The organism is Candidatus Formimonas warabiya, from assembly GCF_002777255.1.
GTDB lineage: Bacteria > Bacillota > Dehalobacteriia > Dehalobacteriales > Dehalobacteriaceae > Formimonas > Formimonas warabiya.
On sequence record NZ_CP017634.1, the window covers coordinates 2788125 to 2811481 of the forward strand.

Genomic DNA, 23357 nt, shown 5'->3' on the forward strand with positions numbered 1-23357 from the left:
CTCCGACCGGATCCTACCCGCTTTTGGTCAAAAAAAACAGCCGGTAAAAGGCCGGCCGGCATCGTTTCTTTATTTTGGCTCCTTGTTACTTTAAGTGGCGCTTCTCATATTTTTTGTGCCGTCAAAGCTGAATATCATGGAGCGTCCCTCTAGAATCGTTTCTAAATGCACGGTTTTCCCCCACAGGTTGTAAACGTAGGGAAGGGTTTTTTCCAGGTAATAGGTATCCAGATCCACTCCTTCATGACGGTGCCGGATAAACAAATGCCCGTTACCCATATAATCTCCGTCTTCCACAACCAGATAGGGATTTCCCCCGTTTACCAGCTTGTTGACGATATCATCTCTTACCGTCTCCCAATCCGTATCCGTCACTTTCAACTGCTGTCCTTGTTTTTTAAATAAATAGAGATCCAATTCTTTGACTAAGTCCCGGGTGAGGTAGTTTCTGATGAAGGAAATATCATTTTCTGTTTCGCGCACCTCAAATATTTTCACCAATCCTTCGCCCCCCTGGCGGCCGAATTTTTCTCGCTCCTCCGGGGAAGGATGGTCCCACCGTTTTTCAATGTCCTCAAATATTTTCATACCCAAAAAATATGGGTTTAGCTGGGTGCGGCTGGTCTGCAGGACTCCGGCATGGAGCCGGGCAAAATCCAAAGCTTCTTCATCACCAAGGGCCATTTCCCGCAAGATCCTGGCATGCCACAAAGCGGCCCACCCTTCATTCATGATCTTTGTTTCCACCTGAGGCCAAAAGTAAAACATCTCCTCCCGCACAATCGACAAGACATCTCTTTGCCAGTCCTTCAAGCTATGGCTGTGCTTCATGATAAAGCCGATTAAATCCTTTTCCGGCCTGGGGGGGGTCTTTTCCTCTTCTTGAGGGGGGTCATCTTTTGCCGGCTCCCCAATGGCCCAAATATCTTCATAGGGACTTTCCCGCAGGGAGGATTTATTTTTGTTTTTATTTTTGTTTTTATCTTTGTCTTTTCTTTTTTTGATTTGATGAAAATCGATATGCTCCTGAATGGCCAGGGCCTGATCCAGCAATTTTTCCACTTCAAAACGGCCGTGTTCAAACTCGTATTCCCTCATGCGCTGGGCATTTACGGCCATGGTTTCCACCATATCCCGGTTCGTTTGGGCAAACCAGGCATTGTTCTTGAAAAAATCACAGTGGGCAAAAACGTGGGCAATCACCAGCTTATTCTGCACGAGGGAATTTCCTTCTAAAAGAAAGGCATAACAGGGGTTTGAGTTGATCACCAGCTCGTAAATGCGGCTTAAATTCAAATCATACATAGTCTTCATGCGAAAATAGGCCTTGCCGAAGCTCCAGTGGGTAAAGCGGGTCGGCATGCCATAAGCGCCAATGGTATAGAGGACATCAGCCGGACAAAGCTCAAAACGCATGGGAAAGAAATCCAAGCCGAACTTGGCCGCCTGTTGAGAAATTTCCTCAATCGCTTTTTCCAGTCGATAGAGTTCCGTGTCCACCGGTTTCTCCTTTCTCGGAAAAAAATTTTTTTAGAGCTGGATAAATCTCTTTTTTATTTTTAATGGTGACTGTAGTGAGATTTTCCGCCTGAATTCTTTGAAAAACAGAAAGCAAGGTGCTGTTTCGATAATAGGGACTGGCGATCTCTCCATAACCGAACAAATTGCACAGAGGCAGAATCTGGTTAATCAACCGGAGACAAAGTTCATTGTCCGAGGGCAGATTATCGCCGTCAGAAAAATGGAAAGGATAAATGTTATAGCGGTCAGGGGAATATCTCTGCTGAATCAAATCAAAAGCCAGTTGGTAGACAGAAGAGCATTTGGTACCCCCGCTTTCTCCCTTGGTAAAAAACTCTTCCTCGGAAACTTCTTTTGCTTGGGTATGATGGGCTAAAAATACGATTTCCACCTGATGATATTTGGTTCTTAAGAAGCGCACCATCCAGAAAAAAAAGGTGCGGGCAATATATTTTTCAAAGTTCCCCATACTGCCCGAGGTATCCATCATAGCCAAAACAACGGCATTGGATTCGGAGCTATACACAGTATCCCAGGTTTTAAAGCGCAGGTCATCTTTGATAATGTTATAATTGTTTGACCCTTCCCGGGCATTTCGCTTAATAGCTTCCAGGATGGTGCGTTTTTTATCGATGTTGCTCATAATGCCGGCTTTGCGGATATCCGTGAACCGGGTGGACACCACCTGGACATTTTGTTTTTCCTTTTGCCTGAGATTGGGCAGCTGCAAATCCGCAAAGACCATTTCCGCAAGCTCTTCAAAGCTGACATCGGCTTCGTAGTAATCGGCTCCCGGTTCCTCACCCGCTCCTCCGGTCCCCTGATCCCCGGAGGCGTCCCGGTCGGTCCCAATCACGTCTCCCGGCTTGCTCCCCCCTTCTCCCTGTCCGGCATGCTTCTGCTTATTGTAATTAAAGCGGAACCGGTATTCATCCAAAGTCCGGATGGGGAGCTTGGTAATTTTTTTGCCGTCGGACATGATCACACTTTCTTCACTGATAATATCGGCCAGGTTATTTTTGATGGCTTCTTTCACCTTTTCATTATGCCGCTGCTGGTCCAGTTCACCCTTCCGGTGCAGGGACCAGTTATCATGGGAAATGATCGAATGATCCGTCATCCCTCTCACCACTCTCATCGGTTTAGCAGGCTGCCGATATATTTCAAGGTTTCATTGGCACAAACGGGGCAGTAGCCGTGGTCACTGATCATTCTGGCCACAACCTCATTGATTCTTTTCAACTGTTCCGGATCCGGATTTTTTGCCGAAGTAGTAATTTTTACCACATCTTTCAGGTCCGCAAAGAGTTTCTTTTCAATGGCCTCTTTCAGACGTTCATGAGAATTGTAATCAAATCTTTTCTCCTTACGGGCATAGACCGAGAGCCGGATCAGAATCTCTTCCCGGAAGGTCTTTTTGGCATTTTCCGAAACACCGATCTGTTCTTCGACGGAGCGCATTAATTTTTCATCCGGGTCCATTTCTTCATCGGTAATGGGATCTTTTACCTTGACACTATTACAGTATGCTTCCACATTATCCAGGTAGTTCTCGAATAGTGCCCGGGCCGATTGTTCATAGGAGTAAACAAAGGCCCTTTGTACCTCTTTTTTGGAGAAATCATCAAATTCTTTCCGGGCAATGGCCAGGAAATTAAGCAGCCGCTCCTTTTCTTCTTTGGTAATGGACGGGTGCTGGTCCATACCGTCTTTCAGCGCCCGCATGATATCCAGGGCATTAATACACTTGGTGTCGGAATTGATCAAAGCGCTGGATATGCGATTGATCACATAGCGCGGATCCACCCCGCTCATGCCTTCTCCTTCGCTTTCTGTCTGCAGCTCTTTCAGGTCCTTCTGTTTGAAGCCCTCAATATCTTCCCCGTCATATAATTTCATTTTTTTCACCAGGTCTACGCCCACTTTTTTGGATTCCTTCAATCTGGACAAGACGGAAAAAACTGCCGCCGCCCGCAAGGCAAAGGGGGCAATATGAATGTCTTTTAAGTCACTCTGCCAGATCAGTTTTTCATATATTTTTACCTCATCGGTGACCCTTAAGTTATAGGGAATGGGCATCACCAAAATACGGGAGTGCAGCGCTTCATTCTTTTTGTTGCTGATAAAGGACCGGTACTCCGTTTCATTGGAATGGGCAATGATCATCTCATCCGCCGAGATTAAGGCAAACCGGCCCGCCTTAAAATTCCCTTCCTGGGACAGGCTTAAAAGATGATAGAGAAATTTTTCATCACATTTGAGCATTTCCTGAAATTCCATCAGACCCCGGTTGGATTTATTTAATTCGCCATCAAACCGGTAGGCCCGGGGATCCGACTCCGATCCATATTCCGTGATGGTGGCAAAATCAATGCTCCCCGTGAGATCGGCAATGTCCTGGGATTTGGGATCAGAAGGGCTGAAGGTGCCAATGCCCACCCGCTCTTCTTCTGAAAACAGAATCCGTTCCACTTCCACGTTTTCCACCTGGCCGTCAAATTTTTCCTGCACCATCATCCGGCAGGACGGGCAGAGGTTTCCTTCGATCCGGGTACCCAGCTCCTTTTCAAAATCTCCTCTTAAAGGACCGGGGATCAAATGCAAAGGCTCTTCATGCATGGGACAATTTTTGATAGCATAAACCGCCCCCTCTTCCGAACGAGTATATTTTTCCAGGCCCCGTTTCAGCATGGTCACAATGGTAGATTTTCCCCCGCTTACAGGCCCCATCAACAAGAGAATGCGCTTCCTCACATCTAAACGGCGCGCCGCCGAATGAAAATATTCCTCTACCAGGCGCTGAAGCACCGTATCCAAACCAAAAATTTCACTGGAAAAGAAATGATAATTTTTCCCATATGATGTTTCACCTACGCCGGCAGCCATAATCATATCATAAATACGGGTATGGGCTGTTTTTACCAGTTTGGGGTTCTTTTTTACCAACTCCAGATAGTCACGGAATGTTCCCTGCCACATCAAATTTTGCTGTTGGCGCCGGTACTCCTCCAAAGACTTTAGATAGTCCAATTTTTCCTCCCCCTTATTTTCAGTTGATTCCAGTCATGTTCCTTTCCCTTTACCTCTAACCGCCTTGTTATATTTATATGGTGTTCATGACCTAAAAAGAAGTTTTTCACACGATCCTTCTCCATACAGCATATTCCGAAACCCGGGATTCGGATCCTACGCTGAATCGAGGACTCCGGGGTACCAAAATAGCCCCCATTTTGTGATCGGTCAGAACTGCTTTGTGATCCATTAAATTGGGTACAATAACTGCGCATACCCGGGATCTGAAGGAGGTAAATACCTATGCTCACGGATCATGAGATCCACCTTCTCTCCACCGCTGTTGCGATTAAAGCTTCACCTACCAGCGATATCATACAGCTGACCGAAGAAGTGTTACAAAATTATCTCAAAGCAAAAAAAATCTTTACCGGTTCCCGTGTCCAATCGGAGGGATACGACGGTAACCTTGATTTTGATGATTTTTACCACTTTGATATGAAAAGCATTTAGGCAGACTAAATATCCCGGGTATGCCTTCTCTATTGAACAAGCACATAAAAATCAATAAAATAATTTTTTATAAAGGGGGATTGATGTCACAAAAATTTGGAGACGAACATAACCTGTACTATCAGAAAGGAAAGGGGGAGGGCTTTATGGGGTGTTGTAGACGAAGAGCACCGGTTCTTGCTGCAGAAACAGAAAATTGTCCGGTTTCTCCAGTCCGGGAAGACTGTTTCGAAGGCATAATCGACTTAATCATCATCCTGATTGTTCTTGAATTCCTGTGTTGCTGTGTTTTCTAAAGTACTTAAAAAATGGTTTAAATAACAGGGGCATCTTTTAAAAAGATGACCCTATTATTTTTTAATGGAGGTATATTTTCTCTCCCAAAATCCTTAAATAAGTATAATATTGCGCCAATTGGGTAAAAATGTAAATAATATTACAAGTTTATTAACTTGACTTCGGGGAGGTGAGTAAATGCCGTACATCTGCCCGCAATGCAAAAAGACAAAAAAATTGCCGGATTTTTGCTGTGGAACATCCATGGTTGCATCCGGGACATATTATTGTATGACCTGTGGAAATAAGTCCCTCAGTTCGGGAAATTGCTGCGGAAGCCCCATGGAGAAGTTGTAAATAAAGCGCCATTTGGCGCTTTATTTATTCCTTAAATTGAAGCAAGTTCTAAAACTTGGTAAGTGCTTTTCTTACCAAGTTTTAGAACTGCTAATACAGAGTGAGAACTGCAAATGCATGACTTAGTTGGCGTTTGACTCCCGCATATTTGGGGACATTCCGTTAGCGGTCAGGGGACACACCTCTTACAGAGGAATGTCCCCAATGAGTGTGTCCCCTGACCGCTGATGGCGGGAGTCCTACGCCAAGTTAGTCAGGTTAAAAATACAATTCCCATCCATGTTTAAAAATGTAACTTTATGACAACAATAAAGGTAAATAAAGTAGGAGGTTGCGCCATGAGCACCAAAGCATTACTAAAAACCTATATCAAACAAGGAAAAGAATATAAAAAAATGTTGCAGAAAGTTAACACAAACGGTAGACATACGTCAAAGATCAGTAAAATAGATGAAAAATTAAAAAAAGCCCAATGTGAATTGAGAAGTATGTACTAAAGAAGCCTATAAGGGCTTTTTTTATTGATATCCTTGATGTCCCGGTGTCTTTCACTGACATCGATGGCTCCATTGTTTGTTATCCCGGAAAATGACAGGCTACTTTGTGGCTGGGTCCGATTTCCTGAAGTTCCGGCTCTTGTTCCGCGCAAATACTTTTCGCTCTTCTGCACCGGGTGCGGAATCTGCATCCGGAAGGAGGATGCACAGGACTAGGGAGATCACCCGCCAAAATAATACGCTGTCTTTTTTCCTCTACATCCGGATCAGGTATAGGAATGACGGACAACAGTGCCCTGGTATAAGGATGAGCCGGAGTCTGATACAAATCCGCACACCGGGAAATCTCCACAATTTTACCCAAATACATTACAGCCACCCGGTTACTGATATGCTTTACCATAGCCAGGTCATGGGCAATGAATAAATAGGTCAATCCGAATTCCTGCTGTAAGTTTTCCAGCATATTCACTACCTGGGCTTGCACCGAAACATCCAGGGCCGATATGGGTTCGTCACAAATGAGGAACTGGGGCTCTACCGCCAAAGCCCGGGCAATGCCGATCCGCTGGCGCTGTCCCCCGGAAAACTCATGAGGAAAACGATTGCCGTGCTCAGGAAGGAGCCCTACTTTACCTAATAATTCATGGATTCTTTCCCTCCGCTCTTTACCTTTGGCCAGACAGTGGATGTCCAGGGGTTCTCCGATAATGTCCCCTACGGTCATGCGGGGATTAAGAGAGGCATACGGGTCTTGGAAGATGATCTGCATCTTCCTGCGCAAGAGAGGTGTCATCGCCCGCCGGTCTAAAATACTCCTTCCTTCAAACAGGACATTTCCTGACGTGGGTTCATAGAGCCTGATCATGGTCCTCCCTGTTGTGGTTTTCCCACAGCCGCTTTCTCCGACCAACCCCAGCGTTTCTCCGGGAAGGATATGGAAGGAAACCCCGTCTACCGCCCGGATCATTTGGTTCCCTTTGATGCGGAAATGTTTGCATAAATGTTGCACTTCCACCAAAGGATGCTTATTTTCCATGTGCCGTTGCCCCCTTTTCTACCGAAGGAGCCTGGGGGTGCTCCAGCCAGCATGCTACCCCGCGCTGGTACGCCAATTGGACAAACTGGGGTTCCTTTTCCCGGCAAATCACCATCCCGTAGGGGCACCGGGGAGCGAAAGCGCAACCGCCAGGGGGTTTAAATAAATCCGGAGGCTGGCCCCCTATGGAAGCCAGTCTTTGTTTTTTCATCTCATCCAAACGGGGTACCGATTTCAGCAAGGCCCAGGTATAGGGATGACGTGCCTGAAAAAACACTTCCCGCACCGAACCGGATTCCACAATTTTTCCTGCATACATGACGAGAATTCGTGAAGCCATCCCGGCCACCACACCCAGGTCGTGGGTAATCAGAATAATGGATGTGCCGGTTTGGTTTTTGATCTCCTTCATCAATTCCATGATTTGAGCCTGGATGGTTACATCCAGAGCAGTAGTAGGCTCATCAGCGATCAAAAGCTTGGGAGCGCCTGCCAGGGCCATCGCGATCATGACCCGCTGCCTCATCCCTCCGCTGCATTCATGGGGGTACTGCTTCACCCTCTTTTCCGGGTAAGGCAGCCCGACCAGGTTAAGCATTTCAATGGCTTTTTTCTCCGCATTCCGGCGGGATATTTTTCGGCCTAATGCCCATCCCTCCGTAATTTGCTTTCCGATCGTCATGGTAGGATTGAGAGCAGTCATGGGATCCTGAAAAATCATGCTGATTTCCCGTCCTCTCACCTTCTCCATGCCGTCTTCCGGCATACTGGTTAAATCCAATCCCTGAAAAAAGATCTTCCCTCTTTCGATCCGTCCCGGCGGATCCGGGATTAAACCCATGATCGCTTGCGCGGTAACGCTTTTCCCGCAGCCTGATTCCCCTACGATGGCAATAGCCTCTCCCGGGGACAGGTCAAAATTCACCCCGCGCACAGCCTGGATCTTGCCCCCATGGGTATGGAAGGATATGTGAAGTTCTTTTACTTCAAGCAAATTGTTCAACGCAATCCCTCCTTTAAAGGTCAGGGGACACACCTCTGTATCAGGCATTCCTATCCCGTCAGAGGAATGTCCCCAATTTATGTCAGGGGACACACCTCTATTCAAGAAGCAAGAAAAGAGATAAACAGTCTTGCCTCTTATCTCTTGCCTCTTGTATCGAAGGAATGTCCTCAATTTAAGGTCACTTGCGCAACCTGGGATCAAGGGCATCCCGCAGCCCGTCGCCAAAAACATTAAAGGCCAGCATAGTTACACTGATAAAAGTGGCGGGAAAGAACAACTGCCAGGGATAGGAGCGCATTCCCTGAATCCCTTCGTTGGCTAATGCACCCCAGCTGGCAATAGGCGCAGACACACCTAGGCCCAGAAAGCTTAACCAGGCTTCCGTAAAAATGGCGTCGGGAACAGACAAGGTGGCATAAACCACGATTGGCCCCAGCGTATTGGGGATGAGATGGCGGCAGAGAATTCTCCAGTTCCCTGCCCCCAAAGCCCGGGCTGCCGTCACATACTCCTGCTCCTTTAAGGCCAAAATCTGGCCTCTCACCAACCGGGCCATGGGCGGCCAATAAACCGCCCCCAGGGCAATAAAAATCGTTTTCAAACCCGGTTCCATCAGTACCATTAACAAAATCACATAAAGCAGGAAGGGAACGGCAGAGAGAATTTCTACGATACGCATCATGATTTCATCCACCCAACCGCCTGCCAGACCGGATATGCCGCCATAAACGGTGCCGATCAGGAACACAAGCAGTGCCGTGACGATGCCAATGGTGAGAGAAATCCGCGCCCCATACCAATTCCGGGTAAACAAATCACGGCCCAAGGCGTCGCTGCCAAACCAGTAGGTCCGGGCTTCCACCTGAAAGCCTCTCTCAGGCGCGATGGGCTGCGGGGAATAATCGACGACGTGAGATGTGCCGGTACCGTCCCTTTGGAGCTTCACATAAAAATGATATCCCGGGGGTTTGTTCTTGAGGGCTAATAACTGATCCGAATAAGAAAATGGCGTAAACCAGGGCCCGGTCAAAGCAAAAACCAGTAATATTCCCATCAGGATCAGGCCCGTCATGGCTAATTTATTTTCTTTCAACCGGCGCCAGGCGTCCTGCCCATAAGTAATACTCGGCCTTGCCATCATTTCCCCCTGGGCGGCATCAGGGCCGATCGGCCTAAAAAGGTCAGGAGAAAGCTGCTCCATGGGCTGTCACCTCTTTTCTTCCCCAAGCTTTACTCTTGGGTCAATCAAGGCATAGAGGATATCCACCAATAAGTTCATCCCCATTAAAAATGCGCTGTAAAATACCGTTGTGCCCATAATCATGGTATAGTCCCTGTTTTGGATGCTCGTGACAAAATATCTGCCTAGACCGGGAATATTAAAGATATATTCGATAATAAAACTTCCCGTAAAAATGGTGGCAACAAGAGGCCCAAGATAAGTGACCACCGGCATAACAGCGTTTCTTAGACCATGTCGGTAAATAATAGCTCCTTTCTTCAGCCCTTTCGCTTTTGCGGTCTTAATATAGTCCTGCTGCAAAACTTCTATTAAGCCGGACCGTATCAGACGGGCAATCGCCGCCATGGGCAAAAAAGACAAGGCCAGGGCAGGCAGAACCATTTGTCTCCAGGATCCCCACATGGCGGCAGGAAACCAGCGCAATTGATAGGAAAAAATATACATCAAAACGCAGGCCGTGATAAAGCTGGGCACGGAAAAGCCCAGGGTAGCGACAACCATAGCCAGGTAATCCTGAATTTTATTGTGCTTTAAGGCTGAGATCATCCCTAAAAAAAGTCCCAGGACGAGAGCCAAGCAGACAGAGACAAAGCCTAACTGGGCGGATACGGGAAATCCTTCGAAAATAATCTCATTTACCGTGCGGTTTTGAAATTTGAAAGAAGGGCCAAAATCAAATCTGGCCGCCCGGACCAAATAATCCCGGTATTGCACGAACAGAGGATCATCCAGGTGGTATTTTTCATTGATATTTCTTTCAATGGCTGCCGGCAGCTTTTTCTCCCGGGCAAAAGGCCCTCCCGGGAGCGCCTTCATGAGAAAAAATGTTAAGGAAACAATAAAAAACATGGCTAAAACCATCGCTCCCGTACGGCGCAGCAAATAGCGGGCCACATCTGTCCACCTCCCGGAATATGCCTTGCATAAAGAAAGCTTGGCTTACGCCGGTAATCCGCCTGCAAGCACAAGCTTCCCTCACATCCTGTCCTATAAAAAGATTATTTTTCTACATAAGCCCAGCGGAACTCCTGATAGGAGGACATGGTCGGGACAATCACACCCTTCACCCAAGGCTTATAAAGATTTTGATTGGTGTAGAAATAGATGGGCAGCACAGGCATCTCTTTCATTAAGATGGCTTCTGCATCATGCATCGCTTTGGAGCGTTCGGCAAGATCAGAACCGGACTTGGCTTTCTGAATCAATTGATCATACTCCGGATTGCTCCATCCTGTATAATAAATGGGCAAATCACTTGTGGCCCACATGTCCAAATAGGTCATGGCATCATTATAGTCCGGGGTCCAGCCCGCCCGGCCGATTTCAAAATCTCCTACGCGTACGGAGTTTTCATAAACACCCCATTCCTGGTTGGTCAGCTCTACAGAAATGCCCAAATTGGTTTTCCACATTTCTTGCAGGGCTTCCGCAATCTTTTGATTTGATTCCGAAGTGTTATACAAGATTTTCAGAGCAGGGAAGCCCTTGCCGTCCGGAAAGCCTGCGTCGGCCAGCAGCCTTTTTGCTTCGGTAACATCTTCTTTAAAGTAATCTCCCCCGTTCTGGCGGAAATCTCCCCCATTTACATCCACCACCGCATAGGGAACAAGCGCATAGGCAGGTTTTTCAAAAGCTTGGGTTACGTGATCAATCAGGTTCTGGCGGTTAATCGCCAAAGACAAGGCTCTGCGCACCCTGACATCCCCCAGGGGTTCCACATCCGTGTTGAATGCGTAGAAGTAGACCCCCAGGTCTGGATAAATACTGGCCTTTTTCTCTTCCAAAAGACGGCTGATCTCTGGGAGGGGAAGAGACTCTGCAATATCGATCTGGTCCGTATCGAACATGGTCAGCTGGGTATCCTCCGACTCCACCGTCGTGATCACCAGTGTCTCAAGCTTCACATCATCCGCCGCCCAATAATTTTCATTCTTTTTGAGCACTAATTGCTGCTGATGATCCCATTCCACCAGTTTAAAAGGACCATTGCCCACCAGACTTTCAGGCGCAGTATGCCAGTCTTGATTCCCTTCCACCACTTTTTGATCTACCGGATAAAGGTTGGGAAAGGAGGTTAAGCTTAAGAAATAGGGCGTCGGTGCTTTTAATTTTACTTCCAGCGTTTTATCGTCCAGCGCTTTTACGCCCACGTCATCAGCCTGGGCTTGTTGGGCGTTATATTCTTCTCCATTCACTAAATAATACAACTGGTAAGCATAATAATTGGCCATTTCCGGATCCAATAATCTTTTCCAGGCGTACTCAAAATCATGGGCCGTTACAGGATCACCATTGCTCCACTTGGCGTCTCTCAAATGGAAGGTATATGTAAGTCCGTCATCACTAATGTCCCACCTTTCGGCCATCCCGGGAATGGGCTGCTGTTTGGCATCCAGCCGGACCAAACCCTCAAACAAGGCCATTTGGATCGTGCTTTCCACCATCCCGGTGGCGGCCGCCGGATCAAGGGTCTCCGGTTCCGCACCTACATTATAGGTAATTTTTTGTTCTACCACCTGATTGTCTGAGGTCTCCGGAGTTTTACCCTGACTGCCGCACCCTGCCGTGAAAAGAGCTGCTGAAAATAAAGCCATGCCTAAGATGAACCAAAATTTTCTTTTCAACAAAAATTACCCCTCCCTCATTAAATGGATCTTGGTTTCCCCTCAGCTGAATAATCGTGATATAATTACCACAATTTTCTTTATTTTTTTACACACCCAGATTATGTTCGGCAAAAAATCACAAATTCCTGCCAAATTATCACTTGATGTAACATCATGATCCGGTATCCAGGTAATGAACGGCGCTTAAGGCAGCCACCTGTCCCTCGCCCACCGCTTTCGCCAATTGAAAAGGTTTTCCGGTGCAGTCTCCGGCGGCAAACAATCCTGGTAAATTGGTCTCCATGTTTTTATTCACTTGAATGGCGCCATCCAGTGCTTCCAGCCCCGGCACCAAACGTCCCGGCGACACCACCTCCCGAAAGAGGAAAACGCCGTCTACCAAAACCACGCCCTGGTCGGTCACAATCCGGTCGGCAAAACCATTTCCCCCGATCTCCACCGGTTTCGCATGATTGACAATGACATTTTGGGGCAGAGAGGACAAATCACCCTGGAACATGGGAAACAAAAGCACTTCTTGGCAAATTTCCGATAGATACTTCACCTCATCCAAACCGTCTTTACTGTATACCAGCATGGCTACCGTCTTTTTTCGAAAAAGGGGGCCGTCACAAGTGGCACAATAGCTGACACCTTTTCCCACGTATTCTTCCTCGCCTTTCAGGGCCTTGGCATAATCGATTCCAATCGCTACAATCACCGTGCGGGCACTGATATCCTCACTTCCGCATTGTACCGCGTACCCTTTTTCAACCGGGTACACCGCATCCACCCTTTTTTGTTCAACACGAATCCCCATATCTTGCACATGGCGGAGAAATTTTTCCCGCAGTTCCTTTCCCGTAAGGTGAAATTCTCCTAAATAGTTATCGATCCAAGGAGAGGTATGCATTTTCGGTGCACAAAAGTTTGTTCCCAATAAAATAAATTTTTTCTTTCTCACCTGGGCATTGAGCGCAGCGGACAATCCTGCCGGGCCGCAGCCGATAATGGCCATCTCATAGCTTTCCTGATTCATCGGAACACCTCCAGCCTTTTTTCTGGTAAACAAAAGTATTTTTTCCCTTTTTCTCTCGTTTAATCTCTGGTTGTCTTTCCTTACTTTACCCTGGCGAGACAACTTTTTGATGTATAATTCCCAATGAAAAATCCTTTTCCTTTTTTTATCGTCATATTTTTTATTTTTGTGATCATCAATAAAAAATAAGCCCAAAAAAGAAAGGACTACAAGAGAAAACTTGTAATCCTTTCCAGAGGTCACGATTTAATTTTTCAATTATTTCTCCTCGTACAACCCGCTTCTGTGGGCAGTCAAATATTTCATGCAAAATTCATCCTTGCCCAGTAAGGCCTGGGACGCATAAACAAAGCCCATCATGGTCTTATCCAGGGGATCCAGGATGTAGCCGTCCATGCCCATGGTCATGGTCTGGATCATGAAGACCTGGTTCAAGATTTTCCGGTTGGGTAAACCGTAGGAGATGTTGCTTAAGCCGCAGATGCCGTGAACTTTGGGATATTTTTGCTTGATCCCATAGATGGTGTCCAGGACTTCTAAACCGGCTTTGTCTCCCGTGCTCACCGGTTTCACCAGGGGATCCAGGTAGATGTCGTCTTCCGGTACCCCGGCGGCAACCATGTCGCCCACCAGCCTGTCGGCAATGCGGAGCCGGTCTTGGGCAGTTTCCGGCATCCCGGAGTCATCCATGCACAGGCCGACGATCTTAGCTTTGTACTTTAAGACAAAGGGCAGGACAGTGGCATAACGTTCTTTTTCTGCAGTGATGGAGTTAATCATGGGCTGGCCGTGCTTGCACAAGGAAAGTCCTACTTCCAAAGCCTTGGGGTTAGGACTGTCAATGCATAAGGGGGCACTTACCTGGGACTGCACGGTTTCTACCAACCAGGCCATGGTTTCTTCTTCATTGAAAACCATGGTGCCGCAGTTCACGTCTACGTAATCGGCGCCGGCATCTACCTGTTTCCGGGCCATGGCTTTGATGAAGGCGGCGTCTTTGTTCTCTACCGCCGGTTTGATCGCTTTCCGGCTGGTGTTGATCAGTTCTCCTACGATTAACATATTTCTCACTTCCCATTCCATTATTATATTTGGCATCCCAAAATGGGACATCGGGCTGTCCCCTATGTGATCCAAAAATACCCTCTAGTTTTATTTCCCTACTGCCAGAACCTGCTCCACCAAATCCACAACTTCCGTGGCATCCATGGCAAAACCATCCGCTTTGATGACATGAGCAAAGTCTTTTGTGGCAGGTCCTCCGCCGATAATCACCTTCACCTGATCCCTGAGACCATTCCGTTCCAGCTCCCTGATGGTTTCCGGCATCATGGGCAGCGTGGTTGTGAGCATGGCCGACATGGCCACAATCTCCGGCTGATAATCTTCTACCGCCAGGATAAAATCTTCCGGTAAAACATCCACTCCTAAGTCAATTACATCTAATCCGGCCCCCCGCATCATCATGACTACCAGGTTCTTACCAATATCATGCAAATCCCCCGCTACCGTTCCAATTACCACCCGCCCCCGAAGCGCCTGCTGCGGAGCCGATAAAATCGGCTTCAGCACATAAAGTCCCGCGTGCATCGCCCGGGAAGCAATTAAGACATCTGAGATGTAAATCATATTTTGCTTAAACTTGTCACTGATGACCTGCATCCCGGGTAAAAGACCTTTTTCCAAAATAGTCATCGGTTTAATGCCGTTTTCGATGGCGATTTGCGTCAACATCTTCACCCTGTTTGCCTGCCCATTCAGCAGTGCCTCCGTAATCAAATCAAGTTCCTCGGCCACCCGCGTGTACACCTCGATTTCTGTATTGTCACTATCGTCATAAAGCATTTTGTTTAAAGCGGCTGGGGGTAACCCCCTCTACTTTCTTGAAAACCCGGGTAAAATAGCCGGGATCTTCAAAACCGCTTTCCTCCGCAACCTGCATCACGTTGAACTGGGGGTTTTTTAGCATTGTTTTGGCTTTTTCCACCCGCACCTGGGCCAGATATTCCATCAAGGTACAACCGAAATTCTGTTTAAAAATTCTACTCAAATAGCATGGGCTGAGATACACGGCCTGGGCAATCTCATCAATGGTAAGCTTTTGGCGGAAGTTTTCCCGGATGTAATCCGCTGCCTTTTGGGTAGCCTGAAGGTTCTTCTGATCTTTGGATATTTCGATGTGGTCCATGTAGGTTTTGAGCATATTTTTTGTCCAGAGGCATATTTCATCTGAATCCTTTTTGTCCAACAGTTCCCGATACGATCTGGCGTTCAACTGCAAAACGTCATTCAGATCCGCGCCCCCGTCCACGGCAGCTCGGGAAATAATGACCAGCAGTTCGATAATCCTCGTCTTGAGGGTGTCAATATCCTCCATCTGTTTGCCGATAATATCGGCCAGTAAATGATCCAGCAGGTGCAGGGCTTCCTCCTGTTCAAAATTCCGCACTTTGGCTTTTAGTTCATATTCTTTCTCCAGGGAATAAAGACGCAGCGACCTGGACTCAATGGTACGGATTGCTACTTCCGCCCGTTTCCGGGCTTGGATTTCTTCTGCCAGCCGGGCCTGCTGGGAAGCGATTTTCCGTCTTTGCTCCAGAACGGTCAAACCACTTTTCATGATTTGGTTCGCCACGACAAATAATAAGTCCGCCGCTGCCTGCACTTTTTCACTGGACATGACATCCAGCTGGGCGGCGGCCCATTTCACGCCGGAAAAGTCTACGTCCAGCCCCTTCACCATTTCTTCAATTTCTTCCAGAAAGTAATCTTCCGGATCCCACATTAATACCTGGCCGCAAATGATGGAACCCACATATTCGTCCAAAAGAATAGGAGCGGCCCAGGCAATGAGCCCGGCATGGCACCGGAAGATATAAGGCTCTCCGTATTTTGCCGCTTCCCGTCCCGCCCGGGCGTATGAGCGGCGGCATTTATCAATGCCGGTGCCATCGGACCGGATCATCTGGCAGAAACGACAATCTTTGATCTCCTTTTCCGGGGAAACAAGGGTATTCCCTCCTATATCCACCAGAACCGCTTTTAACCCGGTAGATTTGGAAAAAGAGGATAACATTTTTTCCAAAAGATCCTTCTCAACTAACTTCCCCAACCATTGAGATTCCTCTATGACCATACTTTCCTGAACCACGTTGGTCACCTCCAACTTAGGTTTCCACATTGTTCAAATAGTAAAAGAGCTATTTTTCGTCCCTTCTTCGCATCGGTCCGGAAATTCTGTCAAAGGATACAACAATTGTCATTTTTTATATTATAGCAAAAAAAACTGGTAATTTTAAACTATTTTTTGGATTAGGGAGTTTACCAGTTATGATCAATGTGATTCAGCGGCGCATCAGGTTCTCTTGTCTCTTTCCTTAAGCGCCACTGAATATTGCATCTTTTATTTGTTTTAAAATACAGGTAATTTTCCCCCGCACCTCTCCTTACATGTCATATTTTTGGGGGTCAAATTTTTCTGTCGTATTGTTCTTGATCATCTCCGCCGTAAATTTAGCTTCATCATCAGGAACCGTGGACAACTGCTGCGCTAAAATATCCAGATATTTTACTTCCCGGTCGCTCACCATCAGTTTCCCTGACTGAATCCCTTCCTTCAGTTTTTCAATCGTAGCCGCGGCAGCGATCTTCGTTCTTTCAAAAGCAGTTTTCCCCTGCACAATCTGCTTGCTGATATCCAGAACCACAGCAGGATCCAAAATATAGGCATGGGGATCCAGATTGCTATCGGAGGCCACCATCACATCCCGATAGTCAAATGCCTTCCCCTGGTCTGTAAAGGTGTTAAACAGCCGGCAGTCATAGATCAGCTGTTCCATATAAACGGTAGGAGCCATGCCGCCCAGCATTCTCTGGTGTTCCACCGATTCATTGCTCCAGCAGTCACAAAGCGCGCCCACAATGTTGCCCACTTCGCTGGAATGGGCACAGGCACTGGTTCTTCCTTCCATGGAGATCGGCGTTCCGGTAATCGCTTTGATAAATACGCCTTCATAACCACAGTCTTTATCCGGCCCAACAGCGCCGCACTCCACGGCAACCATGGTGCGCACAGCCGCCATCACTCTGTCCACAGCGGCAAAAACCCGGGGAATAAAGTTTTTTCCCGCCAGTACCATGGCCGTATTGGCAAAACCACAAGCCGTATCCCCGGAGGGGACGGAATCGGTTTCTTGGGCAATCTTCACAATATTAGTCCAAAGAATTTCCATGTCTTTCGCGCCCACCACGCCCAAAGCAAACAGGGCCTTAGGCAGGTCGCAATTCATGACGGCGTCGTCATGAAGATTTTTGCCCCCTACAGACTCGATGGCGAGCAGGTCAGCCCCTGCTTCCCCGGATCCGCGGAAGGTCTCCATTACCTTATCCCAGTGTTCTCCATGATACATATGCACCAGATCTTTTCCTTCCCGAATATCCACGGGAGTCAGTCTCAACAGGCTCTTCAGGCCTTGACCCTCATATTCCCGCATGGTTTCTTTCACCACTTTGGCCACATCGATTCCCCATTGGGGATGAAACGTATGGGGAGGAAGGAGTTCAATTTCCACGATAATGCCGGGAGCGCTCAACTCTACAGCTTTTGCGCAAGCACCGGAGATCATGTCCTGATACTGGGCCAGTACCCTCTTCATGGTCGATTCATTGATCGTCATGGGGGGCAAGGTCACATTAAGCTCAGGATAGACGGTTCCGCCCCCGATGACCATGCCGTTTTTGAAGGCAACCGGTTTTTTCGCATATCCATAGACAAATTCACTTAAATCCTGGTAACTGACTGCGTCAAATGTAGTTTTTGCCATCATATTCCCTCCCAAAGATTTTATTTTTTAAGATAACAAATGATCCACCAACTCGGTAGCTGAAGCCGCATCCGGGGCAAAGCCGTCTGCCCCGATTTCATCCGCAAAATCTTGGGATATAGGAGCTCCCCCAATCACCACTTTTACTTTGTCACGCAGCCCTTCTTCTTTGAGCACCTCGATGGTATCCTTCATGGCAAGCATCGTCGTGGTCAAAAGAGCGGATAGGCCCACAACCTGGGCATGATGTCTTTTCACGGCAGCGGCAAAATCTTCCGGCGTGGTATCAACGCCCATGTCAATCACTTGATAGCCGGCACTTTCAAACATCATGGCAACCAAGTTTTTACCAATATCGTGCAGGTCCCCTTTTACGGTTCCGATCACCAGTGTTCCTTTGGAAGCAACTTCCCCGCCCAGCAATAAAGGCTTTACCAACTCCATCCCGGCATTCATAGCCCGGGCGGACATTAATACCTCCGGTACAAACATTTCGTTATTTTTAAAACGTTTTCCCACCACATTCATACCCGGAATCAAGGCATCATTAATAATCGCCCCCGGAGCCAGCTTTTCTTCAATCGCTTTTGTGGTCAATTCCTTTACTTTCTGATCATTCCCTGCGATTACCGCATTGCTTAAATCTTCTAACTTAACCACATCATTCCCTCCTTTACTTATCGTCCCAAAATTAATTTGCTAAAGAATAAATAAACAATTTCACTCCTTTCCCGCGAAAATGAGAGCATGGTGAACAACTTCATTGCCTTCTATTATTCTAAAAATCGGCTTAAGTTCCTAGGGAAGATCTTGCTATTCCTTGACATATCTTAACTTTGTCAAAAACGTAAATTACTGGAGAACCCTCTTTCCTCTTCCCGGGTCTTAACTGCACAGAAAAGTGCTATTTTTGATAAGAAAATCTATGGCGCTAAGGTAAAAATAACCTTATCATGAAGAGACAAGTTGTTGGTGAAAGGCCCATGAGACGAAGATGATAAGACTTGACACCTGATAAATGGGCAATTTATGAGGAGGGGAGTTTTAAATGGTTAGACTGGATATTGTTTCAGGTTTTTTGGGGGCCGGAAAAACAACATTTATCAGAAAAGTGATGGAGGCCTGTATCAGCCGCCGGGAAAAGATTGTCCTTGTGGAAAATGAATTTGGCCAGGTCAGTATCGACAGCGCCTTGCTAGAAACAGAGCACGTGAAGATCTATGAGCTGTTGCAGGGATGCGTATGCTGTACCTTGAAAGGGGATTTTTTTCAAACAATAAAAAATATCCTGCCCCAAAAACCGGACCGGATCATTTTTGAACCGTCGGGAATTTTTATTTTTAACGAGATTTTTGATCTCTTGAAAGATCCTGAGATTTCCTCCCAATGCTGTATCAACTCCGTGACGACAATTGTGGACGGCCAACATTTCTTCCAACAGAACAAGCGCTTTTCCCCTTTCTTTGAAAGCCAGATCTCCCATGCATCCACCTTAGTGCTGAGTAAGACACCATCTTTGAGCACCAAAGAAATCAAAGAGATCAGCGATGCACTGCGCCAACAAAACGATACGGCTTCCCTGGTCACCAAAAGCTGGGATGACTTTCTCTGTCATGAAATCATGCTGATCTTAGACGGCAATATTAAATATGCCCTTCCTAATTTATTGGACGAGATACCGGATTGCAGCACAGGGCATGGCCATCACAAACATGAATTTGAATCGGTAGGAGTCCGGACGGCAAAAATATTTGAGATCAGGGAGTTGGAAAATATCCTGGGCCAGTTTCCCCAAGCCCAGTTCGGAAATATCCTGAGGGGAAAAGGCATTATCAAAACGCCCGATCATTGTGTGGAATTCAGTTACGTCAATGGACAATATCACATATCCCAAAGCAAATCAACCATAGCAGGCATGGCCAGCTTTATCGGCATGGGCTTGAAAAAAGAAAAACTGCTCGCCCTGTTTGGATGACCCCTTTACTCTTTTTTTGCACATATCCAAAATATCACCTCATCCCTGGAGCCTCAAAAATCCTTTTTCCCAAAAACGAGGATGATCAGCAGGAAAAAAATCCATAATGTCAAATTTCTAAGAAATCTTGATAAAAATGGTACTTACTCTCCCGAACTCGTTGTGGAGAAAAAATACTGGAGAGAGGGCTTCCTGAAATGAAACCTGAAAAGATGATCAGAGATATTACCGGGAATACCGAGTCCTTCAACTTGGAGCACCGGGTGTTTAATATGTTCTCTTTTTTGTTGATCATAGTCTGTCTATTTTCCGGTGTGATGAATTATCTCCTGTCCTTGAATACGCCGGCTGTTTTGGCCCCTTTATTATACGGCATGGTCCAAATATATCTCTATTATCTGTCCCGGTTAAAACAGCACTATGAAATATCCGTTTTGGCCACCCTCATTTTCGCCATCTTTATTATTTCACCGACGATGTGGTTTTTTAACGGCGGCAGCTATGGCGCTTCTCAATATTCGATCATCGTCCTGGGCGCTGTCATTGCCGCCATTTGCACACGCCGTAAACGGGTTGTTTTTTTGTGCTGCTTTTTACTGGTGCTTTCTTCCCTGGTCACGCTGGAATATTATTTCCCCGGCACCATCCAATATTACCATTCTGCCCATGCCCGCTATCTTGATTTGTTAGTCGGCTTAAACAGTACCACCATTGCGACCTATCTGCTTTTTCTTGTTTACTCCGACAACTACCGTTCCGAGCATGAAAAAGTGCTAGAATATTCCAAAAAACTGGAAATCATGGCTGTCACGGACGGACTGACGGAATTATATAATCACAGCTACATTTTTTTACGGTTGGAGGAAGAAATAGCAAAAGCCAAAAGATATCAGAGGAAATTGTCCATTATTATGCTGGACATCGATTTCTTTAAAAAGCTCAATGATACTTACGGCCATCAATTTGGCGACCACGTTTTGTCCCGGATTTCCAAATGTTTAAAAGACAATTTGCGCACCACGGATATTATCGGCCGGTACGGGGGTGAGGAATTTTTGATCATCGCTCCGGAAACCGGCTCCCCGGAAGCCTTTGTGGCGGCAAACAAATTAAGGAAGCTGATCGAAAATATTATTTTTTTTCACCATGTCCAGGTGACCATCAGCATGGGCATCGCGGAATGGAAAAATGATACCTCTCAGCAATTGATAGAAAAAGCCGACAAGTGCCTCTATATGGCGAAAAAGCACGGCCGAAACAAAATTGAAATGCTGGATCACTAGGCCACAATATCCCTGAATATCAGAATAATTAAAGCCTGCAAACCCTTTGTTTGGGTTACAGGCTTTTTCTTTTCTATTCCCACTCAATCGTGGCCGGCGGTTTGGTAATATCATAAACCACCCCGGTTTACTTGCCTTGCTTTATTTACACGTATTATAATACGTGTTATAATAAATCAACAGGAGGGAATGAGGATGAAGTCATACTCTTCCAGAGAAATTATAAAAATATTAGAAGATGACGGATGGTATGAAGTCGGATGTGTTGGCGATCATCACCAGTTTAAGCATCCAACAAAACCTGGAAGAGTAACGGTAACGCATCCCGTCAAAGATATACCGATAAAAACTCTAAAAAGTATTATGAAGCAGGCAGGCATCATACTAGAATAAGCTCAAAGGAGATTGATTTGTATGAAAGATTATTATATTTTTCCTGCATTATTTGAATATGCTAGTGACGGCATATCTATTGAATTTCCTGATTTACCAGGTTGTCTACCTTGTGCCGGGAACACAGAAGAAGCAATTAAAAATGCGAAAGAAGCTTTAGCGCTTCATTTATGGGGAATGGAGCAGGACAATGAATTAATTCCCGAACCAACACATATTCATGAATTGCATTTTTCCGGAAATCAAATTCCTGTTTTAATTGAAGTTGTTATGCCTGTATACCGTGATGCAATAGAAAATACTTCTGTAAAAAAGACTCTAACTATTCCCCAATGGTTAAATCAATTAGCCGAAAAAAATAAAATTAATTTTTCCCAAACTCTCCAAACAGCCCTAAAAAAGCAGTTAAATATTGTGGATCACCCGCGTAATATTAAAAAGCAGCCTTAATGGCTGCTCTTTGTTTCACGAGACCCAGGCTTTGCACTGTTGCCACATACATGCATCTTCGGCTTCTTTATCGATAAATTTTTGATATAAATATTTTCCTTTATTTATAAAAGGTAATACTTTATTTCATCAATAATTTCTTTGATATTGGCTAATAATAGTGCTATAGTACACCAAGAGGTGATTATATTGACGAACGCACAGAAGATTAAGATGGCGCTTGCGTTCATTGGTAAAAGCGAAGCATGGTTAGCAAAAGAAATCGGCTCAACGCCACAAGCCTTTAACCAGCGAATGAAAACAGACAAATTCTCAACAGTGGAGCTTGAAGGGATCGCCAAAGTGCTGGGAGCTGTTTATTCTTCCTCTTTTGAGTTTCCTGACGGGACAAAAATATAATAGGGGGATGGCAAAATGACCATATATGATAAAATCGACCGTTGCCATAAGGCGATTCGTGAGGTGCGCCCCTTTGAGGGGCATATGCTGAAGCAGTTGAAGGATTACTATCGCATTGGGCTTACATGGTCAAGTAATGCCATTGAGGGAAATACCCTCACCATGAGCGAGACAAAGGTGGTGCTTGAAGACGGCCTGACAATTGGCGGTCGGCCTCTCCGGGATTTTTACGAGACGGTGGGCCACGGGGAAGCCTACGATTTTATGCTTACCCTGATTGGAGAGCGACACATCACTGTGAAGGACATCAAAACCATGCATCGTCTATTCTACAAAAACATTGACGAGGTAAATGCCGGTACATGGAGGAAGGAGAGCATTATCGTCTCCGGCTCTGAGTATGTGTTCCCCAGGCCAGAGGAGATTGAGGAGCAAATGCAGAAACTAGAAAAATGGGGAAGGGCTGAACGGAACAATTACCATCCCGTAACCTTTGCCGCGCTGCTGCATCTGAAGTTTGTATCAATTCACCCATTCATTGACGGCAACGGCAGAACGAGCCGTCTGATCATGAATTTGGCGCTGATACAAGACGGTTATCAGTTGGCAATTATTCCCCCTGTGCTCCGTCCAGAATACTACGACACCATCAGGCAGTATCAGAATATAGGTAAGTCGGAGCGGTTCTGTAACTTCATTGCCGAGCGGGTGTACGAAACGCAGAAGGAGATCATGCGGTTGCTGCATATTCCTTTTCCTGAAATGGTATCGGATAAACAAGCGGGCATCCTTCCGAATGATCTTCATTCCCTGGAAAATGCCTCAAAAGCAGATAAAAATCCCGAAAACCCGGAATAATGGTGCCATTCTGCTGCCATAATCAATAATTAATGCCTGCGAACCATTTGTTTATCTGGGTTACAGG

22 protein-coding genes are annotated in these 23357 nt (G+C 46.3%); 8 read left to right on the top strand and 14 right to left on the bottom strand.

The window, feature by feature from the left end; all coding sequences use genetic code 11:
* Positions 1–90 precede the first annotated feature (90 nt).
* From DCMF_RS12910 to DCMF_RS12920, 3 genes are read right to left on the bottom strand one after another with little or no spacing between them, the layout of a single operon-like run.
* Positions 91–1500: a SpoVR family protein gene (locus DCMF_RS12910; RefSeq protein ID WP_148134798.1), complete on the bottom strand. Its 1410-nt coding sequence runs from the start codon at positions 1498–1500 to the stop codon at positions 91–93.
* Positions 1463–2641, bottom strand: coding sequence for a sporulation protein YhbH (gene yhbH / locus DCMF_RS12915; RefSeq protein WP_148137889.1), 1179 nt, complete (start codon positions 2639–2641; stop codon positions 1463–1465). The genes DCMF_RS12910 and yhbH overlap by 38 nt, the downstream gene beginning before the upstream one ends.
* 14 nt (positions 2642–2655) lie before the next feature.
* Positions 2656–4551 carry a PrkA family serine protein kinase gene (locus tag DCMF_RS12920; RefSeq protein ID WP_148134799.1) on the bottom strand — a complete coding sequence of 632 codons (1896 nt, stop codon included), beginning with the start codon at positions 4549–4551 and terminating at the stop codon, positions 2656–2658.
* Between the two features lie 285 nt (positions 4552–4836).
* On the opposite strand from DCMF_RS12920, the gene DCMF_RS12925 reads away from it, so the two are divergent.
* Both DCMF_RS12925 and DCMF_RS29240 read left to right on the top strand, forming a co-directional pair.
* Positions 4837–5046 (top strand): hypothetical protein, encoded by a 210-nt coding sequence (locus DCMF_RS12925; protein ID WP_148134800.1) that lies wholly within the window; start codon positions 4837–4839, stop codon positions 5044–5046.
* Between the two features lie 971 nt (positions 5047–6017).
* On the top strand, positions 6018–6176 hold the full coding sequence (locus tag DCMF_RS29240) for a hypothetical protein (RefSeq protein WP_214659315.1): 159 nt from the start codon (positions 6018–6020) through the stop codon (positions 6174–6176).
* A 79-nt stretch (positions 6177–6255) separates the two neighbouring features.
* Here the strand turns inward: DCMF_RS29240 and DCMF_RS12930 are convergent, their stop codons facing one another.
* The 11 genes from DCMF_RS12930 to DCMF_RS12980 form a co-directional block, all read right to left on the bottom strand.
* On the bottom strand, positions 6256–7215 hold the full coding sequence (locus tag DCMF_RS12930) for an ABC transporter ATP-binding protein (protein ID WP_148134801.1): 960 nt from the start codon (positions 7213–7215) through the stop codon (positions 6256–6258).
* Positions 7205–8218 (bottom strand): ABC transporter ATP-binding protein, encoded by a 1014-nt coding sequence (locus DCMF_RS12935; protein ID WP_148134802.1) that lies wholly within the window; start codon positions 8216–8218, stop codon positions 7205–7207. Before DCMF_RS12935 ends, DCMF_RS12930 begins: the two co-directional genes overlap by 11 nt.
* A 181-nt stretch (positions 8219–8399) precedes the next feature.
* Positions 8400–9422 carry an ABC transporter permease gene (locus DCMF_RS12940; RefSeq protein WP_148134803.1) on the bottom strand — a complete coding sequence of 341 codons (1023 nt, stop codon included), beginning with the start codon at positions 9420–9422 and terminating at the stop codon, positions 8400–8402.
* Between the two features lie 6 nt (positions 9423–9428).
* A complete protein-coding gene (locus DCMF_RS12945; protein ID WP_148134804.1) occupies positions 9429–10358 on the bottom strand; it encodes an ABC transporter permease in 930 nt (309 codons plus the stop codon).
* Between the two features lie 104 nt (positions 10359–10462).
* Positions 10463–12088 carry a peptide ABC transporter substrate-binding protein gene (locus DCMF_RS12950; protein WP_236860267.1) on the bottom strand — a complete coding sequence of 542 codons (1626 nt, stop codon included), beginning with the start codon at positions 12086–12088 and terminating at the stop codon, positions 10463–10465.
* A gap of 154 nt (positions 12089–12242) precedes the next feature.
* A complete protein-coding gene (locus tag DCMF_RS12955) occupies positions 12243–13109 on the bottom strand; it encodes an NAD(P)/FAD-dependent oxidoreductase (protein ID WP_148134805.1) in 867 nt (288 codons plus the stop codon).
* A 258-nt stretch (positions 13110–13367) separates the two neighbouring features.
* The gene (locus DCMF_RS12960; RefSeq protein WP_148137891.1) at positions 13368–14171 is read right to left on the bottom strand and encodes a methyltetrahydrofolate cobalamin methyltransferase; all 804 of its coding nucleotides are present in this window, start codon (positions 14169–14171) and stop codon (positions 13368–13370) included.
* Positions 14172–14261: 90 nt separating this feature from the next.
* Positions 14262–14906 carry a cobalamin B12-binding domain-containing protein gene (locus DCMF_RS12965; protein WP_335582410.1) on the bottom strand — a complete coding sequence of 215 codons (645 nt, stop codon included), beginning with the start codon at positions 14904–14906 and terminating at the stop codon, positions 14262–14264.
* Between the two features lie 37 nt (positions 14907–14943).
* Positions 14944–16260, bottom strand: a complete 1317-nt coding sequence (locus DCMF_RS12970) for a PocR ligand-binding domain-containing protein (RefSeq protein WP_236860268.1) — start codon at positions 16258–16260, stop codon at positions 14944–14946.
* Between the two features lie 295 nt (positions 16261–16555).
* Positions 16556–17935 (bottom strand): methyltransferase MtaB domain-containing protein, encoded by a 1380-nt coding sequence (locus DCMF_RS12975; RefSeq protein ID WP_236860269.1) that lies wholly within the window; start codon positions 17933–17935, stop codon positions 16556–16558.
* 24 nt (positions 17936–17959) lie between these two features.
* On the bottom strand, positions 17960–18592 hold the full coding sequence (locus tag DCMF_RS12980; RefSeq protein WP_148134807.1) for a cobalamin B12-binding domain-containing protein: 633 nt from the start codon (positions 18590–18592) through the stop codon (positions 17960–17962).
* A gap of 388 nt (positions 18593–18980) precedes the next feature.
* Between DCMF_RS12980 and DCMF_RS12985 the strand changes: the two genes are divergently transcribed.
* From DCMF_RS12985 to DCMF_RS13010, 6 genes are all read left to right on the top strand, one after another.
* The gene (locus tag DCMF_RS12985) at positions 18981–19907 is read left to right on the top strand and encodes a CobW family GTP-binding protein (RefSeq protein ID WP_148134808.1); all 927 of its coding nucleotides are present in this window, start codon (positions 18981–18983) and stop codon (positions 19905–19907) included.
* A 197-nt stretch (positions 19908–20104) separates the two neighbouring features.
* Positions 20105–21190: a diguanylate cyclase gene (locus tag DCMF_RS12990; protein WP_148134809.1), complete on the top strand. Its 1086-nt coding sequence runs from the start codon at positions 20105–20107 to the stop codon at positions 21188–21190.
* A 195-nt stretch (positions 21191–21385) separates the two neighbouring features.
* Positions 21386–21583, top strand: a complete 198-nt coding sequence (locus DCMF_RS12995) for a type II toxin-antitoxin system HicA family toxin (protein ID WP_148134810.1) — start codon at positions 21386–21388, stop codon at positions 21581–21583.
* Between the two features lie 21 nt (positions 21584–21604).
* Positions 21605–22033: a type II toxin-antitoxin system HicB family antitoxin gene (locus DCMF_RS13000; RefSeq protein ID WP_214659317.1), complete on the top strand. Its 429-nt coding sequence runs from the start codon at positions 21605–21607 to the stop codon at positions 22031–22033.
* Between the two features lie 189 nt (positions 22034–22222).
* The gene (locus tag DCMF_RS13005; protein ID WP_148134811.1) at positions 22223–22432 is read left to right on the top strand and encodes an XRE family transcriptional regulator; all 210 of its coding nucleotides are present in this window, start codon (positions 22223–22225) and stop codon (positions 22430–22432) included.
* A 15-nt stretch (positions 22433–22447) separates the two neighbouring features.
* A complete protein-coding gene (locus DCMF_RS13010) occupies positions 22448–23290 on the top strand; it encodes a Fic family protein (RefSeq protein WP_236860270.1) in 843 nt (280 codons plus the stop codon).
* Positions 23291–23357 lie beyond the last annotated feature (67 nt).

What these genes read in the sequence shown, in the direction of transcription:
- DCMF_RS12990 (WP_148134809.1), top strand. Translation starts at nt 20,105, where the DNA reads ATGAAACCTGAAAAGATGATCAGAGATATTACCGGGAATACCGAGTCC.
- DCMF_RS12955 (WP_148134805.1), bottom strand. Translation starts at nt 13,109, where the DNA reads ATGAATCAGGAAAGCTATGAGATGGCCATTATCGGCTGCGGCCCGGCA.
- DCMF_RS12985 (WP_148134808.1), top strand. Translation starts at nt 18,981, where the DNA reads ATGGTTAGACTGGATATTGTTTCAGGTTTTTTGGGGGCCGGAAAAACA.
- yhbH (WP_148137889.1), bottom strand. Translation starts at nt 2,641, where the DNA reads ATGACGGATCATTCGATCATTTCCCATGATAACTGGTCCCTGCACCGG.
- DCMF_RS13000 (WP_214659317.1), top strand. Translation starts at nt 21,605, where the DNA reads ATGAAAGATTATTATATTTTTCCTGCATTATTTGAATATGCTAGTGAC.
- DCMF_RS12940 (WP_148134803.1), bottom strand. Translation starts at nt 9,422, where the DNA reads ATGGAGCAGCTTTCTCCTGACCTTTTTAGGCCGATCGGCCCTGATGCC.
- DCMF_RS12930 (WP_148134801.1), bottom strand. Translation starts at nt 7,215, where the DNA reads ATGGAAAATAAGCATCCTTTGGTGGAAGTGCAACATTTATGCAAACAT.
- DCMF_RS12975 (WP_236860269.1), bottom strand. Translation starts at nt 17,935, where the DNA reads ATGATGGCAAAAACTACATTTGACGCAGTCAGTTACCAGGATTTAAGT.
- DCMF_RS12995 (WP_148134810.1), top strand. Translation starts at nt 21,386, where the DNA reads ATGAAGTCATACTCTTCCAGAGAAATTATAAAAATATTAGAAGATGAC.
- DCMF_RS12960 (WP_148137891.1), bottom strand. Translation starts at nt 14,171, where the DNA reads ATGTTAATCGTAGGAGAACTGATCAACACCAGCCGGAAAGCGATCAAA.
- DCMF_RS12925 (WP_148134800.1), top strand. Translation starts at nt 4,837, where the DNA reads ATGCTCACGGATCATGAGATCCACCTTCTCTCCACCGCTGTTGCGATT.
- DCMF_RS13010 (WP_236860270.1), top strand. Translation starts at nt 22,448, where the DNA reads ATGACCATATATGATAAAATCGACCGTTGCCATAAGGCGATTCGTGAG.
- DCMF_RS29240 (WP_214659315.1), top strand. Translation starts at nt 6,018, where the DNA reads ATGAGCACCAAAGCATTACTAAAAACCTATATCAAACAAGGAAAAGAA.